The sequence below is a fragment of the Nocardioides sp. genome (assembly GCA_037045645.1).
In the GTDB taxonomy this organism is placed as follows: domain Bacteria; phylum Actinomycetota; class Actinomycetes; order Propionibacteriales; family Nocardioidaceae; genus Nocardioides.
Map to the genome: position 1 here is coordinate 1,355,576 of JBAOIH010000001.1, position 25,673 is coordinate 1,381,248.

General features: G+C 67.5%; 24 protein-coding genes and 3 pseudogenes. 15 read left to right on the top strand and 12 right to left on the bottom strand.

The annotated features are described in order from the left end of the window. The first annotated feature begins 33 nt into the window (after positions 1 to 33). On the top strand, positions 34 to 1,779 hold the full coding sequence (locus tag V9G04_06655; protein MEI2712973.1) for a SulP family inorganic anion transporter: 1,746 nt from the start codon (positions 34 to 36) through the stop codon (positions 1,777 to 1,779). Here the strand turns inward: V9G04_06655 and V9G04_06660 are convergent. The 5 genes and pseudogenes from V9G04_06660 to V9G04_06680 form a co-directional block, all read right to left on the bottom strand. Then, positions 1,776 to 2,519, bottom strand: a complete 744-nt coding sequence (locus tag V9G04_06660; GenBank protein ID MEI2712974.1) for a dienelactone hydrolase family protein — start codon at positions 2,517 to 2,519, stop codon at positions 1,776 to 1,778. The genes V9G04_06655 and V9G04_06660 overlap by 4 nt on opposite strands. 19 nt (positions 2,520 to 2,538) lie before the next feature. Continuing rightward, the gene (locus tag V9G04_06665) at positions 2,539 to 3,384 is read right to left on the bottom strand and encodes a MaoC/PaaZ C-terminal domain-containing protein (protein MEI2712975.1); all 846 of its coding nucleotides are present in this window, start codon (positions 3,382 to 3,384) and stop codon (positions 2,539 to 2,541) included. Between the two features lie 92 nt (positions 3,385 to 3,476). Then, positions 3,477 to 4,229 carry an FAD-binding protein gene (locus V9G04_06670; GenBank protein ID MEI2712976.1) on the bottom strand — a complete coding sequence of 251 codons (753 nt, stop codon included), beginning with the start codon at positions 4,227 to 4,229 and terminating at the stop codon, positions 3,477 to 3,479. Next, positions 4,202 to 5,005 carry an FAD-binding protein gene (locus V9G04_06675; GenBank protein MEI2712977.1) on the bottom strand — a complete coding sequence of 268 codons (804 nt, stop codon included), beginning with the start codon at positions 5,003 to 5,005 and terminating at the stop codon, positions 4,202 to 4,204. Before V9G04_06675 ends, V9G04_06670 begins: the two co-directional genes overlap by 28 nt. A 71-nt stretch (positions 5,006 to 5,076) precedes the next feature. Then, positions 5,077 to 5,124 (bottom strand): annotated as a pseudogene (locus V9G04_06680) (hypothetical protein). Positions 5,125 to 5,242: 118 nt separating this feature from the next. Between V9G04_06680 and hsaA the strand changes: the two are divergent. The 8 genes from hsaA to V9G04_06720 all read left to right on the top strand — a co-directional run bounded on the left by hsaA (position 5,243) and on the right by V9G04_06720 (position 14,373). After that, on the top strand, positions 5,243 to 6,409 hold the full coding sequence (gene hsaA / locus V9G04_06685) for a 3-hydroxy-9,10-secoandrosta-1,3,5(10)-triene-9,17-dione monooxygenase oxygenase subunit (protein ID MEI2712978.1): 1,167 nt from the start codon (positions 5,243 to 5,245) through the stop codon (positions 6,407 to 6,409). Position 6,410: 1 nt separating this feature from the next. Next, on the top strand, positions 6,411 to 7,358 hold the full coding sequence (hsaD, locus tag V9G04_06690; protein MEI2712979.1) for a 4,5:9,10-diseco-3-hydroxy-5,9,17-trioxoandrosta-1(10),2-diene-4-oate hydrolase: 948 nt from the start codon (positions 6,411 to 6,413) through the stop codon (positions 7,356 to 7,358). 45 nt (positions 7,359 to 7,403) lie between these two features. Next, positions 7,404 to 8,297: an iron-dependent extradiol dioxygenase HsaC gene (gene hsaC / locus V9G04_06695; GenBank protein ID MEI2712980.1), complete on the top strand. Its 894-nt coding sequence runs from the start codon at positions 7,404 to 7,406 to the stop codon at positions 8,295 to 8,297. A 27-nt stretch (positions 8,298 to 8,324) separates the two neighbouring features. Beyond that, positions 8,325 to 8,966 carry a flavin reductase family protein gene (locus tag V9G04_06700; GenBank protein MEI2712981.1) on the top strand — a complete coding sequence of 214 codons (642 nt, stop codon included), beginning with the start codon at positions 8,325 to 8,327 and terminating at the stop codon, positions 8,964 to 8,966. Positions 8,967 to 9,736: 770 nt separating this feature from the next. Continuing rightward, a complete protein-coding gene (locus V9G04_06705) occupies positions 9,737 to 10,618 on the top strand; it encodes a hypothetical protein (GenBank protein ID MEI2712982.1) in 882 nt (293 codons plus the stop codon). Continuing rightward, positions 10,615 to 11,730: an o-succinylbenzoate synthase gene (menC, locus tag V9G04_06710; protein ID MEI2712983.1), complete on the top strand. Its 1,116-nt coding sequence runs from the start codon at positions 10,615 to 10,617 to the stop codon at positions 11,728 to 11,730. Before V9G04_06705 ends, menC begins: the two co-directional genes overlap by 4 nt. Positions 11,731 to 11,773: 43 nt before the next feature. After that, positions 11,774 to 13,570 carry an ABC transporter permease subunit gene (locus V9G04_06715; GenBank protein MEI2712984.1) on the top strand — a complete coding sequence of 599 codons (1,797 nt, stop codon included), beginning with the start codon at positions 11,774 to 11,776 and terminating at the stop codon, positions 13,568 to 13,570. Next, positions 13,570 to 14,373 carry an amino acid ABC transporter ATP-binding protein gene (locus V9G04_06720; protein MEI2712985.1) on the top strand — a complete coding sequence of 268 codons (804 nt, stop codon included), beginning with the start codon at positions 13,570 to 13,572 and terminating at the stop codon, positions 14,371 to 14,373. The genes V9G04_06715 and V9G04_06720 overlap by 1 nt, the downstream gene beginning before the upstream one ends. Here the strand turns inward: V9G04_06720 and V9G04_06725 are convergent, their stop codons facing one another. Beyond that, positions 14,374 to 14,565: a hypothetical protein gene (locus V9G04_06725; protein ID MEI2712986.1), complete on the bottom strand. Its 192-nt coding sequence runs from the start codon at positions 14,563 to 14,565 to the stop codon at positions 14,374 to 14,376. It abuts the gene before it with no gap. A 104-nt stretch (positions 14,566 to 14,669) separates the two neighbouring features. Beyond that, positions 14,670 to 14,879 (bottom strand): annotated as a pseudogene (locus tag V9G04_06730) (peptidase E). Positions 14,880 to 15,311: 432 nt separating this feature from the next. On the opposite strand from V9G04_06730, the gene V9G04_06735 reads away from it, so the two are divergent. After that, positions 15,312 to 16,625 (top strand): DUF222 domain-containing protein, encoded by a 1,314-nt coding sequence (locus V9G04_06735; protein ID MEI2712987.1) that lies wholly within the window; start codon positions 15,312 to 15,314, stop codon positions 16,623 to 16,625. 50 nt (positions 16,626 to 16,675) lie between these two features. Here the strand turns inward: V9G04_06735 and V9G04_06740 are convergent, their stop codons facing one another. The 5 genes and pseudogenes from V9G04_06740 to V9G04_06760 form a co-directional block, all read right to left on the bottom strand. Continuing rightward, positions 16,676 to 17,659: an acyl-CoA dehydrogenase family protein gene (locus V9G04_06740; protein MEI2712988.1), complete on the bottom strand. Its 984-nt coding sequence runs from the start codon at positions 17,657 to 17,659 to the stop codon at positions 16,676 to 16,678. Further along, positions 17,659 to 18,624, bottom strand: a complete 966-nt coding sequence (locus V9G04_06745) for an acyl-CoA dehydrogenase family protein (GenBank protein ID MEI2712989.1) — start codon at positions 18,622 to 18,624, stop codon at positions 17,659 to 17,661. Before V9G04_06745 ends, V9G04_06740 begins: the two co-directional genes overlap by 1 nt. A 76-nt stretch (positions 18,625 to 18,700) precedes the next feature. Then, on the bottom strand, positions 18,701 to 19,216 hold the full coding sequence (locus V9G04_06750) for an acyl-CoA dehydrogenase family protein (protein MEI2712990.1): 516 nt from the start codon (positions 19,214 to 19,216) through the stop codon (positions 18,701 to 18,703). Positions 19,217 to 19,331: 115 nt separating this feature from the next. Continuing rightward, positions 19,332 to 19,793: pseudogene (locus V9G04_06755) on the bottom strand (acyl-CoA dehydrogenase family protein). A gap of 66 nt (positions 19,794 to 19,859) precedes the next feature. Continuing rightward, positions 19,860 to 21,758, bottom strand: a complete 1,899-nt coding sequence (locus V9G04_06760) for an AMP-binding protein (GenBank protein ID MEI2712991.1) — start codon at positions 21,756 to 21,758, stop codon at positions 19,860 to 19,862. 70 nt (positions 21,759 to 21,828) lie between these two features. Between V9G04_06760 and V9G04_06765 the strand changes: the two genes are divergently transcribed. The 5 genes from V9G04_06765 to V9G04_06785 are packed head-to-tail and all read left to right on the top strand — an operon-like array spanning position 21,829 to position 25,659. Then, positions 21,829 to 22,908 (top strand): acyl-CoA dehydrogenase family protein, encoded by a 1,080-nt coding sequence (locus tag V9G04_06765; protein MEI2712992.1) that lies wholly within the window; start codon positions 21,829 to 21,831, stop codon positions 22,906 to 22,908. Then, positions 22,835 to 23,002 (top strand): acyl-CoA dehydrogenase family protein, encoded by a 168-nt coding sequence (locus V9G04_06770; GenBank protein ID MEI2712993.1) that lies wholly within the window; start codon positions 22,835 to 22,837, stop codon positions 23,000 to 23,002. The genes V9G04_06765 and V9G04_06770 overlap by 74 nt, the downstream gene beginning before the upstream one ends. Next, a complete protein-coding gene (locus V9G04_06775; protein ID MEI2712994.1) occupies positions 22,999 to 23,793 on the top strand; it encodes an SDR family oxidoreductase in 795 nt (264 codons plus the stop codon). The genes V9G04_06770 and V9G04_06775 overlap by 4 nt, the downstream gene beginning before the upstream one ends. After that, a complete protein-coding gene (locus V9G04_06780) occupies positions 23,786 to 24,451 on the top strand; it encodes a TetR/AcrR family transcriptional regulator (GenBank protein ID MEI2712995.1) in 666 nt (221 codons plus the stop codon). The genes V9G04_06775 and V9G04_06780 overlap by 8 nt, the downstream gene beginning before the upstream one ends. A gap of 44 nt (positions 24,452 to 24,495) precedes the next feature. Further along, positions 24,496 to 25,659: an acetyl-CoA C-acetyltransferase gene (locus tag V9G04_06785; protein MEI2712996.1), complete on the top strand. Its 1,164-nt coding sequence runs from the start codon at positions 24,496 to 24,498 to the stop codon at positions 25,657 to 25,659. Positions 25,660 to 25,673: the final 14 nt, after the last annotated feature.

The window sequence follows — 25,673 nt, forward strand, 5'->3', positions numbered from 1 at the left end:
GCAGGTGAACGGCACACTAACGCCGTGCGAATCATGCGGCTGCCGGAGGGGCTTCGGCTGCTCCCCGGCTATCACCGCGAGTTGCTGCCCGGTGATCTGCTTGCCGGGCTGCTCGTCGCGGCGCTCGCCGTTCCGCAGGCGCTGGGCTATGCGGCGGTCGCCGGGGTCCCGATCCAGGTCGGTCTCTACACCTTGCCGCCGGCGCTGTTGGCGTACGCCGTCTTCGGCTCGTCTCGCTTGCTGTTCGTCGGGCCCGTGTCGACGGTGGCGGTGCTGTCGGGATCGATCGTACGAGGACTCTCCGGCGGGGATCCGGCGCTCGCGGCCGACCTCACCTCCGCACTGGCGGTCCTGGCGGGCATCGCGCTGCTGATCGCGGGGACCTTGCGCATCGGTTGGGTCGCCCAGTTCTTGAGTGAACCCATCGTCACCGGATTCGTCGCCGGACTCGTCGTGCTGATCGTGGTCGGGGAGATTCCGGGTCTTGCCGGGCTGCCGATGCCGTCGGGCCCCCTGCTGGAGCGCGTCGGCGAATTGGGGCGCACGCTCCCGGACGCGCACCTCACCACGTTGTGGCTCGGCCTAGGCGCTCTTGCGGTGCTGTTCGCTGGCCAACGGTTGCTGCCTCGCGCGCCCTGGTCGTTGTTGACGGTGGCGGTGGCCATCGTGCTGTCGGACCGTCTCGATCTCGCGGCACAAGGCGTACGCGTCGTCGGGTCCGTTCCCGCTGGGGTTCCGTTGCCGCAACTCCCGGCTGTCCCGCTGGAGACCTGGGCCGGGTTGATCACCGGGGGCCTCGCGATCGCCGCCGTCGGCATCGCGGAGGGTCTCGCCGCCGCGCGTACGTTCGCCAGCGAACGCCCCGGTGAGCAGGTGCGTGACGACACCGAACTTGTCGCTACCGGGGTGGCGGACCTGGCGTCGGGGCTCTTCGGCGGCATGGGTGTCGGGGGCAGTCTGTCCAAGACGGCCGCGAACGCCCGTGCCGGAGCGCGTACGCAGATAAGCGGCGTAGCAGCGGCGCTGATCGTGCTGCTGTTCGTCGCGTTCGCGACCCGACTGCTCGCCGCCCTCCCGCTCGCCGTGCTGTCGGCCGTGGTGATCAACGCCGTGTGGGGACTCGTACGCCTCTCGGCATTCCGGCACTTCGCGCGCGTGCGCCGCAACGACCTGGTGGCGGCGCTGGTGGCGTTCGGCGGGGTGCTGCTCGTCGGGCCGCTCAACGGACTGTTGCTGGCGGTCGCGCAATCCCTGCTGGGGCTGGTCTATCGCTCGATGCAGGTCGATCTCGACGAGATGGGCAAGGTCAAGGACGAGAAGGCGGCCTGGGGGTCGGTCCACAACGACGCGTCGCGCAGGACCTACCCAGGAGTGCTGGTGCTGCGGCCCGACGGCCCGCTGTTCTGGGCCAACGCGGCCAAGGTGACCGACGAGATCCAGGCGCGCGCGCTGGCGTACGAGGACCTGCGCGCCGTCGTACTAGACCTCGAAGCGACCAACCAGATGGACACCACCACCGCGGATCGGTTGGGGCATTTGCTGGCGCGCCTGCGTGGCCGGGGAGTCGACCTCTATCTGGTGCGGGTGTTCGGCAACGTACGAGGCGTGCTCGAAAGGTCGGGGTTCATCACCGAGTTGGGGGAGGGGCGGGTCTGGCATTCCATCGCCGCGGGCGTAAAGGCCGCGCTCTCGGCACCCACGAGGGTGCCGGATGGACCGTCTGCTTCAGCAGACGACCTGGAGGGATCTGGAGACGAACTGATCGCCAGCGAGCGCTAACCGCGCAACTTCTCCTCGAAGAACCTCAGCACCCGATCGACTCCCTCCTGCTGGCGCTGCTCGGTCACGGTCGAGTGGCCCTCGCCCTCGAACTCGACACGGAGGAAGCGGTCCCCGATCAGGTCGGTCAACGTGTCGAAGCGGGTGCCGGTCATCTTGTCGGACCGATAGCGCAGACCGAGCACCTCACACCCTGCCCGCGCGCGCTCGCGTACGGTCGACGCGTCAGCCGCACTGAGATTGAGGTCGGCGTTGCGCGCCTGCGACCCGAAGAACGGCACGCTCGGCTGACACAGCACGGGCGCCACGGTCGACTCGTCGAGCATCATCGCCAGCGCGAAGCCACCGGTGAAGCACATCCCCAGAGCGCCGACTCCGGGGCCGCCGAGTTCGGCATGCAGTGACCGGGCGAGTGACTGCAGCCAGCCGGCCATGGGGGTCGTGACGCCGGTCGCCAGTTTGGTGAACTCACGGCTCACGCAGATGCCGGGAAAGATGCGCAGCGTGTCCGCCGCCGCCCACGGCTTTCCCGCGGCACCGAAGAGATGGGGGAGCACCACCGTGAACCCTGCGTCGACGACCTCCTGACCGAAGCCGATCACGCCCTCGGTCAGCCCGGGCATCTCGTGGATGACGATCACGCCGGGGCCGGTGCCACGGCGATAGGTCGGGAAGGTCCGGGGCCGGCCGTTGACGTGCGCCGTGTGTTCGCCACTGACCCAGCCGTCGAGCGCGCTCATGGTGGCGATCGTACGAACTTCAGGCCTTGGTGACCACGCAGTCGGCCAGGGCGGGACGATCGTCTTGGCCCACAGTCGCGGCGACGACGATCTGCTCGCCCTCGTCCCACGCCTTGACCCGGATCGTCTCGCCGGGGAAGACGACACCGGCGAACCTCGCAGTGAACTCGCCGACCGCGTCCGTAGACCCACCGAGTAGAGCGTCGGTCACCTCGCGCAACACGATGCCGTACGAACACAGCCCGTGCAGGATCGGGGCCGGGAAGCCGGCCGCCTGCGCGAAGGCCGGGTCGGCATGCAGGGGGTTGCGGTCGCCGCAGAGGCGATAGAGCAACGCCTGCTCAGGACGTACGGCGTACGTCGTCTCGGCATCGGGCGTGCGGTCGGGGATCTCGATGGCGGTGGACTCGCCGCGTGAACCGCCCCAACCGCCCTCCCCGCGTACGAAGATCGAGGACCGCACGGTCCAGAGCTCTTCGCCGGACTCGGCGCGGGCGACGCCCTCCTGCCAGATCACGGCGGCCTTGCCCTTGTCCCAGACATCGCTGATGTGGGTGCTGAGCGTGGCCGTGCCCGCAGCCGGGATCGGCGCGTTCACCGAGATGGACTGGGCGCCGTGCACGACCTGCGCGAGGTTGATGTCGCAGCCGGGCAGGTCCAGCGGCGGCGGCTCGGAGGCATGGAAGGTCGGCGCGACGATGCCGAACGACGGCAGCACCTGGAAGCCGGCATCCGACTCCAGCGTGTAGCGCAGGTCGGTGGTCGCCCCCACCCCGAGGTGATAGAGCAGCACGTCGGAAGGGGTCCAGGAGAACGTACGGTCGGGCAGTGCGGCGCCGATCGCGATCTCGGGGTTGATGGGCATGCGTACTCCTCAGTGCATTAGCGACAGGTCGGACTAGTTTCGCGAAGCAGATGCGACAGGTCGGACTAGTTTCGCGAAGCAGATGCGACAGGTCAGTGGGCGGCGATGTCCTCGGCCGCGAGATAGCCGAACGTCAACGCGGGGCCGATGGTGGCGCCGGGGCCGGCGTACGTGTGACCCATCACCGCCGACGACACGTTGCCCGCGGCATAGAGACCGGCGATCACCGAGCCGTCCGGACGCAGCACCCGGGCCTTCTCGTCGGTGACCAACCCACCCTTGGTGCCCAGATCGCCCGGCACGATCTTGACCGCATAGAACGGGGCCTGATCGATCCGGTGCAGCGACGGGTTCGGCTTCACGGTCGGGTCGGAGTAGTAGCGGTCGTACGCCGACTCGCCGCGGTGGAAGTCCTCGTCGACGCCACGGTCGGCGAAGTCGTTGAACCGCTCCAGCGTGTCGCGCAGCGCTTCGAGCGGCACCTCGATCTCGGCCGCCAGCGCGTCGATGGTCGCGGCCTGCTTGATGGTGCCGTTCTTGAACCACCGACCGGGGATCTTCTGTCGCGGCGGAAGGCCGGCGAACAGATAGCGATTGCGGTAGCGCTGGTCGATGATCATCCACGACGGCACGTGCGAGACCCCGGTGGCCTCACCGGCGTACATCTCGTGCACGGCCTCGACATAGGGCAACGCCTCGTTCATATAGCGCTTGCCGGCGGCGTTGACGATCATCGAGCCGGGCAGGTTGCGCTCGGCGAGGAAGAACCACGGACCGCTCGGCAGCGGGATGGTCGGACCCCACCAGGCGTCGTCCATCAGATCGGTCGCCGCGCCGACCGCCACGCCGGCCTCGATGCCGGCGCCGGTGTTGAACTTCGAGGCCGGTCGACCACTCGGCGTTGGTGGGATGAGGGCAGATGCTTGTCTCGCATCTCGGGGTTCTTCTCGAAGCCGCCGCTGCCCAAGATCACGCCCCGGCGGGCGCGGATGTCGCCGCGCGAGGTGGTCACGCCGACGACCCGGCCGTCCTCGACGAGCAACCCGGTGAGCTCGGTTTCGTACTCCACCGGCACGCCCGCGTCGATCAGCCCCTTGCGCAGGCCGATCGCCAGCGCGTTGCCCATGGCGTACATCTTGCGCTTGCGCGCGGTCGCCACGACTCGCTTGCCGACGACCTTGGCCATCGTGATCGGACCCTTGAGGGTGCGCATCCCGAGACTGATCTTGCGGAAGTCGGCCTGGGTGACGATGAGGTTGGCGGGAGCCTTGGTGTACGCCGGGTGCAGCCGCTTCAACTCCTCGCCCAGGAAGGAGGCGTCCAGCGGGATCGGCTCGACGGAGCGACCGCGCGGGCGACCGCCGGGCTGCTCGGGGAGATAGTCGGCGTACTCCGGCACCCACGCGAAGCGCACGGGCGTCTTGTGCCGAATGAAGTCCATCACCTCGGCACCGCGGTCGAGGAAGGTGTCGCGGCGCGCCTTGGGGACGTCATCACCGACGATCGCGTCGAGGTAGCGCTTGGCGTTCTCGCTGTCGCGCGGCTCGACCTGATGGGCATCGCGCAAGGCGTAGTTGCCGGGGATCCACACGCCGCCACCCGAGCGAGCGGTCGCTGCCACCGAAGTAGCCGCTCTTCTCGATCAGCACGGTGTCCAGACCGCAGATCATGGGCTCGCAGGGCGGCAGTCATGCCGGCTCCGCCGGCGCCTACCACGATGACGTCGTACTCTTCCTTCACGCGAAAAACTGTAACAGGTTCTAGTTCTGCGACGGCGTGATCTGTGGCATGCCGACCCGTGTCGAATGTCGCGCGCGGAGACGTGACACGAAACTAGAACGTGTTCTAGTATTGCCCCATGACCACGCATGTTCTCGACGCCGTCCGCGATCTCCTTCCGACCTTCCGTGAGCGCGCCGACGAGGCCGAGCGACTCCGGGTCGTGTCCGAGGCCTCGGTCAAGGAACTTCAAGACATCGGCTTCTTCCAGATGCTCCAGCCCAAGCGTTGGGGTGGCCTGGAAGCCGACCCGATCGACTTCTACACCGGTGTGCGCGACATCGCGGGCGCCTGCGCCTCGACCGGCTGGATCTCCTCGGTGCTCACGGTGCACCCGTGGCAGATCGCGTTGTTCCCCGAAGAGGCCCAGCAGGCGGTCTGGGGGGAGGACAACAAGACGCTGGTGTCGAGCTCGTACGCGCCCACGGGCAAGGCGATCCAGACCGACGGGGGCTACCTGCTCAGCGGCAAGTGGTCGTTCTCGTCGGGCTGCGACCACGCCTCCTGGGTGCTGCTGGGCGGGTTGGTGTTCAACGCCGAGGGCAACGTCGTCGACTTCAAGACCTTCCTGATCCCGCGGGACAAGTACGAGATCAAGGACGTCTGGAACGTCGTGGGCCTGCGTGGCACCGGCTCCAACGACATCGTCGTGGCCGAGCACTTCGTGCCGGAGGCGTTCACGCTCTCCATGAGCGACACCGGCCGTTGCTATGGCCCCGGTCAGGAGCAGAACACCTCCGATCTCTACAAACTGCCCTTCCACTCGCTGTTCACCACCACGATCAGCACGCCGATCATCGGCATGGCGTACGGGGCGTACGTCGAGCACGTGGAGATGCAGCAGAGCCGGGTGCGGGCCGCCTACCTCGGGGAGAAGGCAAGCCTCGACCCGTTCGCCGCCGTGCGCGTGGCTCGTGCCGGCTCGGAGATCGACGCGGCCTGGGCGCTGACGATGAACAACATCCGCGAGGAGATGGCTCTGGTCGCCAAGGGCGAGAAGATCCCGCTCGGTCTGCGTCTGAAGGTCCGTCGCGACCAGGTGCTGGGCACCCAGCGGGCCATCGACGCGATCGACGCGCTCTTCGAGGCCTCCGGTGGTCGTGCGCTGGCCGAGGGGACGTACCTCCAGCGCGCCTGGCGCGATGCCCACGCGGGACGCGTACACGCCGCCAACGACCCTGAGCGTGCCTTGCAGATGTATGGCGCCCACGAGTTCGGCCACAAGGTCGACCCGGGGATGTACTGAGATGCCGCTGACCAAAGCGGACCTCCAGCGCTCGGCCCAGGTCGACGGGCTGACGATCAACTACTACGACACCGCAGGCACCCCGCTGCCTGAGGAGGCCTCGGCCGAACGCTCCCCGCTGGTTGAGGAGCGAGGTGAAGCCGAGCGTCTCGAAACCAAGCCCACCCTCATCCTGCTCCACGGCGGGGGGCCGGGCGCGTCGTCGTGGTCCAACTTCGGGTCGGCGATCGAGGGCTTCGCTCAGGACTTCCGCGTGGTGGCGATCGACCAGCCGGGCTTCGGCGGCTCCGACAAGCCGCCCGTCGAGGGCAACTACTACCGGTTCTCGTCGACGTACGTGATCGGTCTGATGGACCACCTGGGCATCGACAGCGCGCACGTGTTGGGCAACTCGCTCGGCGGCGGTACGGCGATGCGGCTCGCGCTGACCTGGCCTGATCGAGTCAAGCGATTGATCCTGATGGGGCCGGGTGGGCTGAGTCTCAACCTGTTCCACGCCGACCCCACCGAGGGCGTCCAGCGGCTGATGGACTTCAGCGCCAACGCCACGCGCGAGTCGCTCAAAGCTTTCATCTCGACCATGGTGGTCAACCAGAACCTGGTCACCGACGAACTGGTCGAGGAGCGGTTCGCCGATGCGACCGCACCCGGAGCCCAGGACGCGATGAAGTCGATGGGCTGGTCCTTCTGGAACCCCGAGACCGCCGAGGACGGCATGTTGTGGCGTGAGGCCCACCGCCTCAAGCACCACACCTTGCTGACCTGGGGTCGCGAGGATCGGGTGAACCCGCTCGACGGGGCTTTCGCCGCGCTCAAACTCATCCCCAAAGCCCAGTTGCACGTCTTCCCCCGCTGCGGCCACTGGGCCCAGATCGAGGCCGCCGACGAGTTCCGCGAGATCTCCACGGCCTTCCTCAAACGACACAAAGAGCGACCAACCGGTGGTTGAGCAACGCGCTCAGCGCGTGTCTCGAAACCACTCACGGGAGACAACATGATCGACATCAAGTCCATGGGCTACGTGCGCGTGGCCAGCACCGACCTCGACGCCTGGCGTACGTTCGCCGGCAAGGTCCTGGGCCTGGGCGAAGGCCGGGGCCCGAACCCCGACAACCTCTACTACCGCATCGACCAGGTCTCGGCCCGGCTGGTCGTCTTCCCCTCCGACGTCGACCGGCTCGAGGCGACCGGGTGGGAGTTGGCCGACCACCAGGCGCTCCAGGCGGCCCGCGAGCACCTGGGCCAGGCAGGTGTGGAGTTCGAGGAAGGCACCGCTGAGGAGTTGGCCGAGCGCCGGGTCCAGGAACTGATTCGCTTCAGCGACCCGTGGGACAACGTCTTCGAACTCTTCCACGGGATCACCTACGAATCACGGCCGGTCGTCACGCCGTACGCCGCGAAGTTCGTCACCGGCGACCAGGGGATGGGCCACATCGTGGTGCCCGTCACCGATGACGTGGAGGCGCTGCGGTTCTACACCGAGACCCTCGGGTTCCGACTGCGAGACTCGATGTCGATGCCGGGCGAGTTCGTCGGCAAGGAACCGGGCAGCAAGGTCTGGCTGCGCTTCCTGGGGATCAACCCGCGACACCACAGCCTGGCTTTCCTGCCGATGCCCAACCCCAGCCGTTGCGTGCACATCATGTTGGAGGTCGACAAACTCGACGACGTAGGCCGGGCACTGGAACGCGTACGCAAGCACAAGGCTCCGTTGTCGGCGACTCTGGGGCGACACATGAACGACGAGATGGTGTCGTTCTACGTCAAGAGCCCCGGGGGCTTCGACATCGAGTTCGGCTGCGAGGGTCTGCAGGTCGACGATGCCCGTTGGGTGGCGCGCGAGTCGACGGCCGTGTCCTATTGGGGGCACGTCTTCGGCGGCAGCTGAGCTGCTCGGGCTGCAAGGATGGGTGTCATGGCTGACGAGATCCCCGAGGGCATGTCCCCGGATGCGCGAGCGACCTGGCCGAGTCGTGAACTGATCGAGTCGTTCCTGGGTGACTCGTTCGCCGTGGAGATGTGGCCGGGCGAGACGATCGAGGTCGACTCGGCGGAGGAGGCTGCGGCCGCGCGTGAGTTCCGCGACGTGCTGTCTCGCTTTGCCTCCGGTGTCACGGTCGTCGCCTCGGTCAGCGGTGGGCAACCCGTGGGAATGACCTGCCAGAGCTTCATGTCAGTGTCGTTGCAGCCGCCGCTGGTGATGTTCTCTCCGGCCAAGTCGTCGGGTGCGTGGCCGCTGATGCATCGCTCGGGATCCTTCTGTGTCAACTTCCTCGCCGAGGACCAGGCCGACGTCTCCAACCAGCTTGCCGGGCGGGGCATCGATCCGGCGACGGGTGCTCGCGTCGACAAGTTCGCGGGTATCGACTGGGCTCCCACGCGTGAGAGCGGATCGCCGTTGATCAAGGGCGTCGTCGGTTACGTCGACTGCCGCATCCACGCCGTACATGAAGCCGGCGACCACTATCTGGTGATCGGCCGGGTGCTCGATCTGGCTGAGACCGACGCCGAGCACGGGTTGACGTTCTATCGGGGGAAGTACGGCTCGACGCGCTGAGCGTTCCCTCTTGGCGAACCGGGCCGCCGCCGCGCGTCGGTGGTGGTCGAGCGGACTCGGGTCCGCTCAACCCCTGGCCAGCCGGGGGCTGAGCGGCCAGAACGGGGGCTGAGTCGGCAATCGGCGACGCGTGGGGCTCGCGTACGTGCTGGCCCACGTGGGTGGGGTTATTCCGTTCGCCTGCTCGGCTATCGGCGTACCAGTTCACGCGTACGCTCGAACTGACACGCGTTAGATCGATCCAACCGGTGCCGCTTCGCGCATCTGCTCGAACGGGTACGGCGGGCAAGCGGACCTCCCGAGGTCGCGGCGAATCCCCCCGTCGCGTCGGTCGGGATGATCACAGCGCGTATCCCGAAGGCACTCAGCGCCACTCTCGCCTTCTCCGGACTCCCCGCCGGTTGGAGCATGACTGAGGAAGGCGGTGGGACGCAGTTGGAGTACGTCTTCCTCGACAATTCGACCCCCATTCCGATTGGGGGCAGTGTCACCTGGGACGGAACCGCGCGCTTTGGGTCAGGCGATCAGGGTGGACTCTGCGCCTGTCGCTCGATGCCGGCTCGGGTGGTGACTACAACACCGCCAACAACACCGCCGAGAACAAGTGGCGGATCTGGAAGACACCTGGCGGCGGTGGCGGCCCTTGTCGCACATCGCAATCGATCATCGTCTGCTGAGTCCCCTATGAGTTCCCCATACTCACAAGCACTTCAAACTCTTGTGAAGAGGCTCTAGCGCGGTCGTGACCCCGTGGTGCCAGACTGAGCCCTGTGACACAAGCCGCTGCTGCCGAGGGGCCGGGTTTCAATGGTGTCGGCCCCGCCCAGCGCGCTGCTGAGGCCGCCGGTACTAGCTCGGGCGTACGCGTACGTGCAGTCGAGGAAATGGACGACCTGCGCGAGGTCGCCCGACTCTTCGCGGACGTATGGGGACGCAGCGCGGAGGGAGTGCCGATCCCCAGCGAGATGCTGCGCAGCCTTGTGCACGCCGACGGTCTGGTGAGTGCCGCGTACGACCTGGGCACCGGTGACCTCGCGGGTGCCGCCGTGCTGGGACGTGGCGTGCCCGGTGCCTCGTACTCCTACATCGCGGCCGCCGCTCCAGGGGTCGGCGATCGGGGCATCGGTTTCACACTCAAGCAGCATCAGCGCGCGTGGTGCCTGGCACGCGCGATCACGACGATGCAGTGGACGTTCGACCCGCTGGTGAGCCGCAACGCCCGGTTCAATCTCAGCAAGTTGGGCGCCCGCGTGCGGACGTACGAACGCAGCTTCTATGGGCAGATGAGCGACGAACTCAATGGCCAAGACGAGGCGGACCGACTGGTCGCCGATTGGCGCCTGGACGCACCTGCGGCCGTAGCAGCCGCGGATCGTACGCTCGCAGAATCCAGCGAGCCGAGCGCGCACGCCGAAGCGCTGGCGAGCGGCCCGGATGGTGCACCATCGTTGGTGTCGGATGGCTCCAGCCGTTGGTGCCGCGTGCCTGCGGACATCGTGTCGCTGCGGCGTACGGACCCCGAGGCGGCTAGTGCGTGGCGCATGGGCGTGCGGGGTGCCCTGACCGCCGCCTTCGCCGAGGGGTTCGTCGCCATCGGCGCCAGCCGCACCGGCTGGTATCACCTGAGCAACTCTGAGGAGACCGTCGCGTGAAGATCGACCTGCTGGAGTTGCACTGGGTGAAGATCCCGTTGGTGACCCCTTTCCGCACTTCGTTCGGGACGTCGTACGACCGGGACACCTTCTTGGTGCGTCTGGTCACCGCCGACGGTGTCGAAGGTTGGGCCGAGTGCGCGGCCGAGCCCGACCCGCTGTATTCGTCGGAATACCTCGACGGGGCACAGGTGGTCTTGCGTGACCAACTCGTGCCACGACTTACCGCACTCGGCGACGACCTCTGCGCGACGCGGGTCAAGACGGCATTGGAGCCGGTCAAGGGGCACCCGATGGCCAAGCATGTGCTGGAGACTGCACTGCTCGACGCTGAACTCAAGCAGTCGGGGGTCTCCTTCGGGCGCTATCTCGGGGCCGTCAAGGAGCGCGTGCCGGCCGGTGTCTCGGTCGGCATCTATGACTCACTCGACGAGATGCTGGGACACGTCGACGACTACGTCGCCCAGGGGTACCTGCGGATCAAGCTCAAGATCGAGCCGGGCTGGGACCTGGAGCCGGTGCGGCTCGTACGCGAGAAGTACGGCGACGACCTGCTGCTGCAGGTGGACGCCAACACGGCGTACACCCTCGCCGATGCTCGTCACCTGGCCAAGCTGGATCCCTTCGATCTCCTGCTCATCGAGCAGCCGCTGCCCGAGGACGACCTGCGCGGCCATGCCGAACTCGCGAAGGTGATGTCGACGCCGATCTGTCTGGACGAATCGATCGAGTCGGCGCGCGATGCGGCCACCGCGATCGCGCTGGGCTCTTGCTCGGTGATCAACATCAAACCGGCCAGGTGCGGCGGCTATCTCGAAGCGCGCCGGATTCATGACGTCGCCGAGGCCAACGGTGTGCCCGTGTGGTGCGGCGGCATGCTGGAGACCGGGATCGGCCGGGCCCCCAATGTCGCCCTGGCCGCGCTGCCCGGCTTCGTACTTCCCGGCGACACGTCGGCCTCGAACCGCTATTACGCCACTGACCTGACCGCCCCCTTCGTACTCGACGAAGGTCATCTCGCGGTGCCGCAGGGCCCTGGCATCGGCGTCGAGATCCTTCCCGACGTCCTGGCAGAACTCACCACCTCGGTCGTCTCGATCCCGCTCGGGTGATCGGCGCGATCCTCACCACCATGAAAGATCCCAAGGAGAACCGATGAAGCACCTCACCCGTTCCAAGGCCGCCCGAGCCCTCGCCCTAGCCGCCCTCGGCGCTGTCGTGTTCGCCGGATGCGGCTCGTCGGATACACCGGCGAAGAAGGAGCCAGCAGCCACAGGCGACAAGGCGCCGCTGTTCAAGGACCTGCCCAAGGCGATCCAGGACGCCAAGACGATCAAGGTCGGCTCCGACATCGCGTACGCGCCCATGGAGTATTACGACAAGGACGGCAAGACCGTCCTCGGCTTCGACAAGGAGCTGACCGACCTGATGGAGCCCGAGCTCGGCGTCACCTTCACCTGGACCAACGCCGTGTTCGACAGCCTGATCCCTGCGCTGGATTCTGGTCGCATCGACGTGGCGATCTCGGGCATGAGTGACACCGCCGAGCGCCAGCAGAAGATCGACTTCGTCGACTACTACCAGGCCGGCGCGATGCTGTTGGTGAAGAAGGGCAACCCCGAGGGTCTGACCCAGATCGCCGACCTGTGCGGCAAGACGGTGGCGGTCCAGCGCGGCACGACGCAGGAGGGTTATGCCAAGGAGCAGAGCACCCAGTGCGAGGCCGACGGCAACGACAAGATCAACGTGCTGAGCTTCGACCGTGAGACCGAGGCGATGCTGCAGGTCAAGAACGGCCGCGCTGCCGCAGGCATGCAGGACTACCCGGTCGCGACCTACAACGCGCGTACGTCCGGTGGCGGCAACGACTTCGAGGTTGTCGGCGACCAGATCCAGGCCGGTCCGCTCGGTATCGGTGTCGGCAAGGACAACACCCAACTGCGGGACGCCCTGCAGAAGGCGCTGCAGCAGGTGATGGACGACGGCGACTACCAGAAGCTGATCGACAAGTACGAGACCCCGCTGGGCGCCATCGAGTCGGCGACCGTCAACGGCGGAGCTGAGCCGTTGAGCACGGCGTCCGAGGCCGACCTCGTCGCGATCCCCGTCCGGCACTACGGACGGTGGATCGGGGCGGTGGTCGTCATCGCCTTGCTGGGTCTGCTGGCGTACGCGTTCAGCCAGGGGCAGATCGACTACTCGATCACCAGGCAGTTCCTGACCGAGCCGACGATCCTGCGCGGCATGTGGAACACGCTGCTGATCAGCGTGCTGGCCCAACTGATCGGCATCGCGTTGGGGATCCTCGCGGCCGTGATGCGCAAGTCGGCCAACCCCGTGACCAGTGGGGTCGCCGGCCTCTACATCTGGTTCTTCCGCGGCACGCCCGTCCTCCTGCAGTTGCTGATCTGGTACAACCTGTCGCTGGTCTTCCCGACGATCTCGATCCCCGGGATCTGGTCGTCGCCGACCAACGACGTGATGACGCCGTTCCTCGCGGCCCTGCTGGGTCTGGGCATCAACGAGGGCGCCTACATGGCCGAGATCGTCCGGGCGGGCATCAACTCCGTCGACGAAGGCCAGACCGAGGCGGCGCACGCGTTGGGACTGTCACCGGCCAAGACGATGCGCCGCATCGTGCTGCCGCAGGCGATGCGCGTGATCATCCCGCCGACCGGCAACGAGTTCATCAACATGCTCAAGACCTCGTCGCTGGCCTACATCGTGCAGTTCCAAGAACTGATGTTGTCGGCGCAGAACGTCTACTCCAACAACCTCGCGGTGGTCGAACTCCTCTTCACCGTGGCGGTCTGGTATCTCGTGCTGACCTCGATCTTCTCGGTGTTCCAGTACTACCTGGAGCGACGCTTCTCGCGCGGCTCGAGTCGCAACGCACCCCAGGCCGGGGTGCTGTCCAAGGTGCTGGGCAATCTCAATTTCGGGAGGCGATGATGACCGGATTCGACGATCTGGTGGCCCACGACCAGGAGCCCTCCGTGCCCATGGTCGAGGCGGTCGGCGTACGCAAGCACTTTGGTCAGTTGGAGGTGCTCAAGGGCATCGATCTGACGGTCGGCAACGGCGAGGTGATGTGCCTGATCGGTGCGTCCGGGTCGGGCAAGTCGACTTTCCTGCGCTGCATCAATCACCTCGAAAGACTCGACGGTGGCTCCTTGCGCGTGCAGGGGCGCCGGGTGGGCTTCGCCGAGCGCGACGGAAGGCTCTACCAGCTGCGGGAGAAGGAGATCGCCGCTCAGCGCAAAGACATCGGCATGGTGTTCCAGCGCTTCAACCTGTTCCCGCACATGACGGCCATCGAGAACGTGATGGAGGCACCGGTGCAGGTACGCGGCGAGAGCAAGGCCTCCGCGCGGGCGAGAGCGACGGAGTTGCTGGAGCGCGTCGGCCTGGGCGACAAAGCCGCGGTCTATCCGGCGATGTTGTCCGGTGGCCAGCAGCAGCGGGTGGCGATCGCTCGGGCGCTCGCGATGGAGCCGAGCTTGATGCTCTTCGACGAGCCCACCTCGGCGCTGGACCCCGAGTTGGTGGGCGAGGTGCTCGACGTGATGCGCGGGCTCGCCCAGGCGGGCATGACGATGGTCGTCGTCACCCACGAGATGGGCTTCGCGCGCGAGGTCGGGGACTCCCTGGTCTTCATGGACGGAGGCGTCGTGGTGGAGAGCGGCGCGCCGCGCGAGGTGCTCGCCAACCCGCAGCACGCGCGTACGCAGGCGTTCTTGTCGAAGGTGCTCTGACTAACTCTCGAAGTGCCGCCAGGCGCCCTCGGAGATCACCCGGCTCTCGCCGTGGATCACCGTGATTGCGCTCTGGTCGTCCATTGCGTACGACTCGTGGCCGATCTCGCGGGCCCAGCGTTCGGCATGCGCCAGGGTGTTGCTGGGCATGTCGGGGTGCTCCAGGTGCGGGAAGATCGAGAAGTTGACCACCCGAGGGTCGTGTCGTCGGGTGCCTGACTCCAGCTGATGAAGTCCTCGCCGATGCGGGGCGTCATCACCATGCTGCCTGCGCTGACGCCGACCCAGACGGTGTTATTGAGCTCGCCGAAGAGGTCGACGAGGCCCGACGTACGTAGGTGGTGCGCGAGGTAGGTGGCGTCTCCGCCGTCGACGAGGAGGGCGTCCGCCTCGCGTACCCACGTCTGCCAGCGGTCTTGCTCGATCGTCGGCAGCGCGGTGAGTTCGAGCAGGCCGATGCTCTGCCAACCGAGGTCGGTCAGTGGCGCGGGGGAGTTGCCGCTCACGAAGCGCCAGGCAGACTGCGGCGTGCACGACCGGTGGCCCCACTCGGCGGTCGGGATGCACAGCGCCGTCGACGAACCGCGCCGACCGGGCGTAAACGCGCGCAAGAATCGCGCCGACCGGGCGCAAACGCACGCCGGAATCCCGCTGACCGGGCGCAAATGCGCGCGGTTCTTGCGGGGCCGGGGACCTGCAGAAATGTTGGACGTGTGTGCTGGTCAAACCTTGTGACACGAACGGAAGTTCGATAACGTGACTAGCACGTCACGGCAGTGGCCGGGCCACCGGATCACATGATCGGGTGCGCATTCCCGGGGGCTGTTGTCGCGAGTTGTGAGGTCGCCCGTAATTGTGCCGTGAGAATCGGCCCCCCTCCGACGTTGGGAATCAAGCGCGCCCGCTTGAGCCCGTCGTCCGGGAAGGGGAGTGGTGTCATGACCGCATCGGTGGCTGCGGCAATCACGCACCCCATTGAGCGCGCCGCCGAGGTTATCCACGAGTCGCTGGCCGAGGTGTCGGAGTCGAACCCGACGTTCATGTCCCCGGCTGACAAGGCGAGCGTGCTGGTAAAGCTCACGTCGGCGGCCTCGTCACTGCATGAACTCACGCTGCGTGTTCTCGCAGCCTCGGGTGAGGTCGCCGCACAGTCGTCGTTTCGTGGCGCCGGGGACTGGTGGGCTGCCGAGACTCGTACGCGTCGCGAAGACGGTCGGGCTGCACAACGCCTGGCCGAGGCGCTCGACCGGCGGTACGCCCAGGTCGCGGCCGGGATGGCCTCAGGTGAGGTCAACCCTGCCCAGGCCCATGTCATCACCACCGTGTTGGACGAGTTGCCCGATGACCTTGACCCGACGTTGTTGCCGAAGGCCGAAGCTCACCTCGTGGCGTTGTGCGCCGACCACGGCCCGCGCGAACTGCGCCGCCTCGGCGCCCACCTGATCGACGTGCTGGCACCTGAGATCGCCGAAGAGGCCGAACGCAAGCGTCTCGAAAGACTCGAGAGGGCAGCTGCCGCCAAGACCCGGCTGCGGATGCGCCGACTCGGGGACGGCACCACTCGACTTTCGGGCTTGATCCCCGACGCGTCCGCCACTCGGCTGGCGACCTTCCTCGAAGCGTTCACCAACCCCCGCAAGAACGCCGATGAACTCCCCGACCGGGTGGTGGGAGCCTCGCCCGCCCACGGCGGTGACCCACTGGCCAGGCTCACCCAACCCCGCCGACTCGGGGAGGCGTTCCTCCAACTCCTCGAGAGCCTCGACCCCACCCGGCTGCCCCTGCACGGCGGTGACGCCACCACTCTCACCATCACCATCGATCTAGAGGCCCTGCGCACCGGCCTGGGATCAGGCGACGTCGTCGGCGCATCCACCGTCCCGGGTGAGGACGCCAGTGGTGGTCGCATCACAGCAGCCGAGGTACGCCGGCTTGCGTGCAACGCCAAGATCATCCCGGCCGTCCTCAACAGCCAAGGCGAGATCTTGGACCTTGGCCGCGCCCAACGACTCTTCACCCACGCACAACGCCGAGCACTCCTCCAACGCGACCGCACCTGCCGCGCCGAAGGTTGCGACATCCCCGGCACCTGGACCGAAGCCCACCATTGGCTGGCCTGGTCACACGGCGGCGCCACGGACCTCGACAACGCCGTCTTGCTGTGTCATCACCATCACCAACGCGCACACGACGAGGCGTACGTCCACGACCGCATGCCCGATGGCAGCATCAGATTCCACCGGCGCAGATAGCACGTCGTGCCCGCAACGACGCCTCGATGCTCGGTTGCGAGCGCTGGGCGTCAAGCCAGGGCGGCGCGCAACTCGTGCGGCTGCCCGAAGAGCGTGGCGAGTGCGTGGGCTCGCTTGAAGATCAGGTGCGCGTCGTGCTCCCAGGTGATCGCGATGCCTCCGTGAAGTTGGACTACCTCGCCGGCGACCGCTTGCGCGGCTTCGAGCGCGTACGCGGCTGCGACATGAGCCAGGCGATCAGCCTCGGGATCGTCGCAGCCCAAGGCATTCGCGGCGGCCCAGGTGATCGAGCGCGCCATCTCCAGGCGTACGAGCAGGTCCGCCATCCGGTGCTTGAGCGCCTGGAAGGACCCGATCTGGCGGCCGAACTGCACGCGCTCCTTGCTGTAGGCCACCGTCATGTCGAGGCCGCGTTGCATGCAGCCCACCGCGAGGGAGGAGGCTGTGACGAGAGCCGTACGTCGACCTGCGGCGAGCGCGTTGGATCCATCTGTCGCCAGGATGGTTGTGGCGGCAGTCGCGGTGTCGTACGACGCCAACCGCAGCGTCGGATCCATTGCCGGGGTCGACGTCCAGTCGGCTGAGTCGATCTGGACGAGGGCGCCGTCCACGAAGCCGAGCACGATCTGCGCCGAATCGCCGAACAGCACGTCCGAGTCGTCGAAGGCCACCGTCGCGACCTCGCCCGCGGCGATCCGTGGGAGCAGGTCCGCGCAGGCTGAAGCGTTGCCCGACGCGAGCAGCGCCGCCGTCGCGAGCAACGTGCCCAGCAGTGGCGATGGCGCGAGGGAGCGCCCGACCTCCTCGGCTACCACCAGCGACTCGGCGAAGGTGAAGCCGGCCCCGTCGTACGACTCGGGGATCGGGAGTGCGGCGAGTCCGACCTGCTCACACAGCATCGACCACAGATCGGCGTCGTAGCCGGCCTCCGACTCCATCGCCGCGCGTACGGCGCCGCTGTCGGCGCGCTTGTCGAGCAGCGAGCGGACCATCGACGCGAGTTCGAGCTGTTCCTCGGTGCGGGTGACGTCCATCAGCCGCGCTCCGCCACCAGCGACTCGAGGATGCGCGCGCGGTGTTGCGCGGGTGTGCCCCACGCGTTGACCAGCGCGCGGGTGCGCAACAGCCATAGGGAGAGGTCGAGTTCGCGGGTGTAGCCGATCGCGCCGTGCACCTGGAGCCCAACCCGTGACGCCAGGTACGCCGCGTCGCCGGCCTTCACCTTGGCCGCCGAGACCGCTCGCGCGAACTCGGCGGTGCCGTCGGCCAACGCCGCCCCCCAAACCAGCGGGCGGGCGAAGTCGAGCGCGATGCGTACGTCCGCGAGTTGGTGCTTGATCGCCTGATAGGAACCGATCGCGCGACCGAACTGATGGCGCTGCAGGGCGTACGCCACCGTCTCGGCCAGGATCTTCTCGCCCAGCCCGAGCAGTTGCGCGGACGCGGCCAGTGCGGCCAGATCGAACGCCGGGTCGTCGGGCAGCGGGTCGGATGCGGGCTCGCTCGTGACGGCGAACAGCCGACGTACGGGGTCGATCGCCGACGTCGGCTCGTCCAGGGCGGAGGTGTCGAGGTCGGAGAGAGAACCAGCGGACGAGAGGTAGGCCTGCGCGGCCACGTCGGCATCCAATGCGTACGCCGACACCGCCGGCACCGCGACGGTAGCGACCAAGCCTTCGGCGACCTGCTCTTGCAACTCGCCGGTGGCGGCGCGCGCGAGATAGGCCGACGACTCGATCCACGGGCCGGGGACCACGTGGCGTCCGAGCACCTCGTGAGCGAGCACGAGTTCGACAGCAGTGGCACCGAAGCCGCCGGACTCCTCGGGGATCACCAGTGCGCTGACGCCCTGCTCGGCGAGCCGACTCCAGAGTGTCAGTCCCGGTTCGTGGTTGCCCCCGGCCCAGGCGCGCGCGGCGCCTGGGGTGTCGGCACCGGCAAGTAGTTTGTCGAGCGAGGCGACGAAGTCGGCCTGCTCGGCGGTGGGGGAGAACTTCATCCCCGGACCTCCCTTGGCACACTGTGTTGGATGGTTCGCCTTGCTGCGCACGGATAGTCCATCTGGATCACGAGCCTCACTGTCCGCCCCGTGCTTCGCGCGGCAAACGAAGGATCCGCTCGGCCACGATGTTGCGCTGGATCTCGTTGGTGCCCGCATAGATCGGGCCGGCGAGCGAGAAGAGATAGCCGTCAGGCCAGTGCCCCTCGGCCTCCTGCTCGGGACCGAGCAGGGTCAGAGCGGCCTCGTGGAGCGCCACATCGAGACCGGACCAGAACACCTTGTTGACCGAACCGGCCGCTCCGATGTCACCCCCGGCCGCGAGCGTGCCGACGGTGCCCCAGGTGTAGAGCCGGTACGCCTCCGCACCGATCCAGGCGTCGACGACATCATCGGCAGCCGCCGCGCGAGCCAGCGGTGACTCGGTGGCGGCGTACAACGAAAGCAGCCGATCCGCCGCCGCGCAGAAGCGCCCGGGCGAACGCAGCGACAATCCGCGCTCGTTGCCCGCCGTACTCATCGCGACCCGCCAGCCGTCGCCGACACCGCCCAGCACATCGGCGTCCGGAACGAAGGCGTCCTCGAAGAACACCTCGGCGAAGCCCGCCTCGCCGTCGAGTTGCTCGATCGGGCGGACCGTGATGCCGGGGGCGTCGAGGGGGAAGCAGAAGTAGCGTCAGCCCGCGGTGGCGTTCGGCGCTCGGGTCAGAGCGGAAGAGTCCGAATCCCCACTGCGCGAGGGCGGCCCGTGAGCACCAGGTCTTCTGGCCGTTGAGGACCCAGCCCCCACGCGCCTCGTCGCGGGTGGCGGTCGACGTGAGCGAGGCCAGGTCGGAACCGCTGCCGGGCTCCGACCAGCACTGGGCCCAGACCTTCTCGCCGGTCGCCATCGTCGGCAGCCAGCGGTCCTGCTGCTCGGGGGTGCCGTGGTCGTAGATGATCGGGGCGAGCAGGAAGATGCCGTTCTGCGAGACCCGAAGCGGTGCACCGGCGCGGTAGTACTCCTCCTCGAAGAGCACCCACTCGATCAGCGACGCGTCTCGCCCGTGATAGCGCTCCGGCCAGGACACGACCGCCCAGCGATCCTCGGCCAGCTTTGGCTTCCCACTCCTGGTGGGCGACGAAGCCCTCGGGCGTGTCGAGGGAGGGCAGCCGCTCCGCGGGCACATTGGCCGCCAGCCAGGACCGCGCTTCTTCTCGGAAGGCGAGTTCGGACTCGCTCAGTTCCAGGTCCATCAGTTTCCTTTGGTCGGTTCCTGTCGAAGGGCGTTCTTGAGCACCTTGCCGCCCAGATTGCGGGGGAGTGCGTCGACGAAGGTCACGGTGCGAGGCACCTTGAAGTTGGCGAGGCGTTCCTTGCAGAAGGTGATCACGTCGTCGGGAGTCAGGTCTTCGCGGGTGCGTACGACGAACGCCGCCCCCACCTCGCCCAAGCGCTCGTCCGGCACCCCGACGATCGCGGCCTCGACGACGCCGTCGAGCCGGGCGAGTTCCTTCTCGATCTCGGCCGGATAGACGTTGAAGCCGCCGGAGATGTACATGTCCTTCTTGCGATCGGTGATCGCGAGGTTGCCGTCGGCGTCGACAGTGCCGATGTCGCCGGTGTGCAGCCATCCGTCCGCATCGATGGCCTCGGCGGTCGCCTCGGGGTCGTCGAGGTAGCCGAGCATCACGAAGTCGCCACGCACCAGGAGTTCTCCGTCGTCGGCGATGCTCGTCTCCATGCCGTCGATCGCGCGCCCACACGTGGACGCGACGACCGCCGCGGTCTCGTCGCCGCGGCACATCGTGACCACGACCGCCTCGGTCATACCGAAGGCGGTGACCACCTGCTCGATCGCCAACTCGTCGCGCATCCGCTCGATGAGTACGACCGGCACCACCGCCGCGCCGGTGACGGCCAGCCGGAGGGACGAGAGGTCGTACGACTGCCTCTCGGGCGCGGCGAGCATCGACGAGAAGATCGTCGGTGCGCCGGGCAGGACGGTGATCTGCTCGTCCTGGATCAGCGCCATCAAGGTTGCCGGGTCGAAGGTCGCCATCGGGTAGAGGCAGGCGCCGGTCAACAGCCCGGTGACGATGCCGACCTTGTAGCCGAACGAGTGGAAGAACGGGTTGACCACCAGATAGCGGTCGTCCTCGCGTACGCCGCCGATGGTTCCCCACGCCCGTGCGACGCCCACCGTCTGGCGGTGGGCACTCATCACGCCCTTGGGCTGGCCCGTGGTGCCGGAGGTGAAGAGGATGTCGGCGACATCCTCGGGGGAGACCGCGTCGGCGCGCGCGTCGATGTCGGTGGTTGAGGAGCCGCGCAGCGGCGTCTCGAAACCACTCTCCTCAACCACCGGGGCGGCGCTGGATTCGGTGTGGTTTCGAGACGAGCCCTCCGGGCTCTCCTCAACCACCGGGGGCGTGGGGCTGGATTCGGTGTGGTTTCGAGACGAGCCCTCCGGGCTCTCCTCAACCACCGGGGGCGTGGGGCTGGATTCGGTGTGGTTTCGAGACGAGCCCTCCGGGCTCTCCTCAACCACCGGGGGCGTGGGGCTGGATTCGGTGTGGTTTCGAGACGAGCCCTCCGGGCTCTCCTCAACCACCGGGGGCGTGGGGCTGGATTCGGTGTGGTTTCGAGACGAGCCCTCCGGGCTCTCCTCAACCACCGGGGCGGCGCTGGATTCGGTGGTTGAGGAGCCGCGCAGCGGCGCCTCGAAACCATCCTGCAGGTTCCTCAACTCCAGGACCTCGATCACCGACTCCAAGGACGACGCCGCGCGCAGGTCGGCGGTCTGCGTACGCCCGAGGAAGCCGTCTTCGACGATCACCAGCCGCGCGGAAGTGCGGTCCACCAGCGCGGCAACCTCGTGGCCGGTGTAGCGCGAGTTGGCCGGGATCAGGGTGCCCCCGGCGTACGACACCGCGAGCGCCGCGACCACCCAGTCGACCGAGTTGGGCGCCCAGAGGACGACGCGATCGCCGGGCGCGAGACCCAGTGCGACATAGCGAGTCGCCACCGCACGCACCCGGTCCAGCAAACCCGCGAAGGTCGTGGTGACGCCCGCCTCGACGTACGCCGGACGGTCGGGCCAGCGCGCCGCAGCGGCACGCAGCACACCGGGGATGGTGTCGGGCTCCGTCATCGCGATCCTCTCGCCGTACGCTCCGGCTTGCTCCACACGAACCAAGCAAGTGCTTGGTAGGGTAGCACTCATGACCGCTGACGACGCCGCCTTCCGCGCGGAGATCCGCGACTGGCTGGCGACCCATCTGGTCGGCGAATGGGCCGAACTCAAGGGGCTCGGCGGTCCCGGCAAGGACCACCTGGCGTACGAGCAGCGCCTGGAGTGGAATCGTCTGCTCGCCGAGCACGGGTGGACCTGTGTCGGGTGGCCGAAGGAGTACGGCGGGCGCGGCCTGAGCCTGGCGCAGCAGGTGATCTTCCACGAGGAGTACGCCCGAGCCGACGCTCCCGCGCGCGTCAACCACCTGGGTGAGGAACTGCTGGGGCCGACCCTGATCGCGTTCGGCACCGAGGAGCAGAAGCAGCGATTCCTGCCCGGCATCGTGGCCGTCACCGAGTTGTGGTGCCAGGGCTATTCGGAGCCCAACGCCGGATCCGACCTGGCGAACGTCCAGACCAAGGCACGCCTCGAGGGCGATCACTGGGTCGTCGACGGACAGAAGATCTGGACCTCGCACGCCCACACGTCCGACTGGTGTTTCGTGATCGCGCGCACCGAGCCGGGCTCGCAGCGCCACGCCGGCCTGAGTTTCCTGCTGGTCCCGATGGACCAGGAGGAAGTGGACGTACGCCCCATCGAGCAACTCACCGGTGGCTCGGAGTTCAACGAGGTCTTCTTCACCGGTGCCGGCACCGACGCCAGCAACGTACTCGGCGAGGTCGGCGACGGCTGGCGGGTCGCGATGGCCCTGCTCGGGTTCGAGCGCGGCGTCTCCACGCTGGGCCAGCAGGTGGGTTTTCGTCGGGAGTACGAGTCGGTGCTGGCTCGTGCGAAGGACAACGGCGCCTGGGACGACCCTGTCCTTCGCGACCGCCTGCTCAAGTCTGAGGTCCAGTTGGAGACTATGGGCGCCAACGCGCTGCGCGTGCTCGCCGGCGACTTCCCGGGAGGCGACAACATCGCCAAGTTGGTCTGGGCCAACTGGCATCGCGACCTGGGTGAAGCTCGCGATGGCAGTCGCGGGGCGCGACGGGCTGACCGTACGACCCGGTGCCACCGACTACGACCTCGACGACCACCAACGGCTCTACCTCTTCACCCGCGCTGACACGATCTATGGCGGCAGTGACGAGGTGCAGAAGAACATCCTGGCCGAGCGGGTGCTGGGCCTGCCACGCGAACCACGAGGAGATGCCCGATGACCGTCCACCGCGAAGAGCAGCCGACCCCTGCGTACGTGCCCGGCCATGGCCTGCTGAAGGACAAGGTCGTCGTGATCACTGCCGCCGCCGGTGCCGGTATTGGTGCGGCAGCGACCCGACGCGCATTGGAGGAAGGCGCCACGCGGGTCGTCTTCTCCGATACCCACGAGCGGCGGCTCGCGGAGGCCGAGGAAGCCCTGGCGGGCGAGTTCGGCGCCGACCGGGTCAGCAGCGTCGTGTGTGACGTGACCGACGAGGCAGCCGTACAAGCGCTGTTGGATTCGGCTGAAGGTTTCGACGTGCTGCTCAACAACGCCGGACTCGGTGGCACCGCGCCGATCCAGGACATGACCGACGAGGCCTGGAGCCGCGTCCTCGACATCACCTTGACCGGCACGATGCGCGTCACGCGTGCGGCGGCACAACGCTGGATCGCGACTGGTACGCAGGGTGTGATCGTCAACAACGCCTCGGTCATCGGCTGGCGCGCCCAGGAGGGGCAGGCGCACTACGCGGCGGCCAAGGCGGGCGTGATGGCGCTGACACGTTGCTCCGCACTCGACCTGGCGCCGCACGGCATCCGGGTCAACGCGGTCTCGCCGAGCCTGGCGATGCACCCGTTCCTGGCCAAGGTGACCTCCGACGAACTGTTGGCCGAACTCAAGCAGCGCGAGGCGTTCGGGCGGGCGGCGGAGCCATGGGAGGTCGCCAACGTGATGGTGTTCCTCGCCTCGGCGTACTCCTCCTACCTGACCGGCGAGGTGATCTCGGTGAGCAGCCAACATGCCTGAAACGACCCTGACCCGGCGTGCCGAGTTGTTGCGGATCGCGGCCCACCTGTTTGCCACCAAGGGCTACCGCAACACGACCGTACGCGACATTGCCGACGCGGCCGGGATCCTCTCGGGCAGCCTCTACCACCACTTCCCGAGCAAGGAGTCGATGCTCGACGAGATCCTGCGGACCTTCCAGGATCAGCTTTTCGAGGAGTACGACGCGATCCTCGACGCCAGTGACGACGCCAGGACCAAGCTTGAGCGAGGCGTACGCGTGTCGTTCGCTGCCATCGCCGAGCATCACGACGAGGTCGCGATCTTCCAGAACGACTCGACCTTCATCGCCTCGCTCGACGGCTTCTCCTATATCAGTGAACGTCACGAACAGTCGCGCGACTTCTGGCTCCGCCTGCTGCACGAGGGGGTGGTGTCAGGCGTGCTGCGCAAAGACCTCGACGTCGATGTGGTCTACCGCTTCCTGCGCGACGGCATCTGGTTCGCCGTGAACTGGTATCGCCCCGACGGCTCCCTGACCACCGCCGAGGTGGCCGACCGCTACTCCGCGATGCTGCTCGACGGCATCGCCACCCCCGCACCCCCGGTGGTTGAGGAGGACGCGAAGCGTCCGTCTCGAAACCACGCCCCGGCACGACCCGCACCACCCGCTGGTTGAGGAGGACGCGCAGCGTCCGTCTCGAAACCCCGAAAGGAACTGACATGACCGAGGCCTACATCGTCGACGCCGTCCGTACGCCGGTCGGCAAGCGCGGCGGCTCGCTGGCTGCCGTGCACTCTGCTGATCTCGGGGCACACGTGTTGTCCGCGCTCGTGGAGCGCACCGGGATCGACCCTGGGCTGGTCGATGACGTGGTGATGGGCTGCTGCGACACGATCGGCTCGCAGGCGGGCGATGTGGCGCGTACGGCCTGGCTGGTCGCGGGCCTTCCTGATCACGTCCCCGGCGTGACCATCGACCGCCAGTGCGGATCGTCGCAGCAGGCGGTGCACTTCGCGGCGCAGGGAGTCATGTCGGGCACCCAGGATCTGGTCATCGCAGGTGGGCTGCAGAACATGAGCGCCATCCCGATCTCGGCGGCGATGCTGGTGGCAGATCAATATGGCTTCACGACCCCGACTGCGGAGTCGCCGGGCTGGCTGGCGCGCTATGGCGACGTCGAGGTATCGCAGTTCAACTCCGCCGAGATGATCGCGGAGAAGTGGGAGATCAGCCGCGAAGACATGGAAGCGTTCGCGTTGGCCTCACACCAGCGCGCACGAGTCGCCATCGACGAAGGCCGGTTCGCGTCCCAGATCGCGCCGGTGACGCTGCCCGACGGTCGGGTCTTCGACACCGACGAGACCGTACGCGACACCTCGCTGGAGAAGATGGCCGCGTTGCAGCCGCTCGCGCCCGGCGGGCGGATCACAGCCGGTGTCGCCTCGCAGATCTCGGACGGGGCGTCGGCGATGCTGATCGCTTCTGGAGATTTTGTGGACCGCCACGGCCTGACGCCGCGAGCGCGCATTCACCACCTGTCCGTACGAGGGGACGATCCGATCTGGATGCTGACCGGGCCGATCCGCGCGACCAGGTATGCGTTGGAGAAGTCCGGGATGTCGCTCGACGACATCGACCTCTTCGAGTGCAACGAGGCGTTCGCGTCGGTCGTGCTGGCGTGGATGAAGGAACTCGACATCCCGCACGAGCGCGTCAACGTCAACGGCGGCGGCATCGCGCTGGGCCACCCGATCGGCGCGACGGGCACGCGGTTGATGACCACGCTTTTGAACGAACTCGAACGCACCGGTGGTCGCTATGGTCTCCAAACCATGTGCGAGGGCGGCGGCCAGGCCAACGTGACGGTGATCGAGCGGGTCTGACGGAGCGCGGGACG

Coding starts and splice junctions, on each gene's coding strand:
- V9G04_06655 (MEI2712973.1), top strand. CDS start 34: ATGCGGCTGCCGGAGGGGCTTCGGCTGCTCCCCGGCTATCACCGCGAG.
- V9G04_06660 (MEI2712974.1), bottom strand. CDS start 2,519: ATGAGCGCGCTCGACGGCTGGGTCAGTGGCGAACACACGGCGCACGTC.
- V9G04_06665 (MEI2712975.1), bottom strand. CDS start 3,384: ATGCCCATCAACCCCGAGATCGCGATCGGCGCCGCACTGCCCGACCGT.
- hsaA (MEI2712978.1), top strand. CDS start 5,243: ATGACCACGCATGTTCTCGACGCCGTCCGCGATCTCCTTCCGACCTTC.
- hsaD (MEI2712979.1), top strand. CDS start 6,411: ATGCCGCTGACCAAAGCGGACCTCCAGCGCTCGGCCCAGGTCGACGGG.
- hsaC (MEI2712980.1), top strand. CDS start 7,404: ATGATCGACATCAAGTCCATGGGCTACGTGCGCGTGGCCAGCACCGAC.
- V9G04_06700 (MEI2712981.1), top strand. CDS start 8,325: ATGGCTGACGAGATCCCCGAGGGCATGTCCCCGGATGCGCGAGCGACC.
- V9G04_06715 (MEI2712984.1), top strand. CDS start 11,774: ATGAAGCACCTCACCCGTTCCAAGGCCGCCCGAGCCCTCGCCCTAGCC.
- V9G04_06720 (MEI2712985.1), top strand. CDS start 13,570: ATGACCGGATTCGACGATCTGGTGGCCCACGACCAGGAGCCCTCCGTG.
- V9G04_06735 (MEI2712987.1), top strand. CDS start 15,312: ATGACCGCATCGGTGGCTGCGGCAATCACGCACCCCATTGAGCGCGCC.
- V9G04_06740 (MEI2712988.1), bottom strand. CDS start 17,659: ATGGACGTCACCCGCACCGAGGAACAGCTCGAACTCGCGTCGATGGTC.
- V9G04_06745 (MEI2712989.1), bottom strand. CDS start 18,624: ATGAAGTTCTCCCCCACCGCCGAGCAGGCCGACTTCGTCGCCTCGCTC.
- V9G04_06760 (MEI2712991.1), bottom strand. CDS start 21,758: ATGACGGAGCCCGACACCATCCCCGGTGTGCTGCGTGCCGCTGCGGCG.
- V9G04_06765 (MEI2712992.1), top strand. CDS start 21,829: ATGACCGCTGACGACGCCGCCTTCCGCGCGGAGATCCGCGACTGGCTG.
- V9G04_06775 (MEI2712994.1), top strand. CDS start 22,999: ATGACCGTCCACCGCGAAGAGCAGCCGACCCCTGCGTACGTGCCCGGC.
- V9G04_06780 (MEI2712995.1), top strand. CDS start 23,786: ATGCCTGAAACGACCCTGACCCGGCGTGCCGAGTTGTTGCGGATCGCG.
- V9G04_06785 (MEI2712996.1), top strand. CDS start 24,496: ATGACCGAGGCCTACATCGTCGACGCCGTCCGTACGCCGGTCGGCAAG.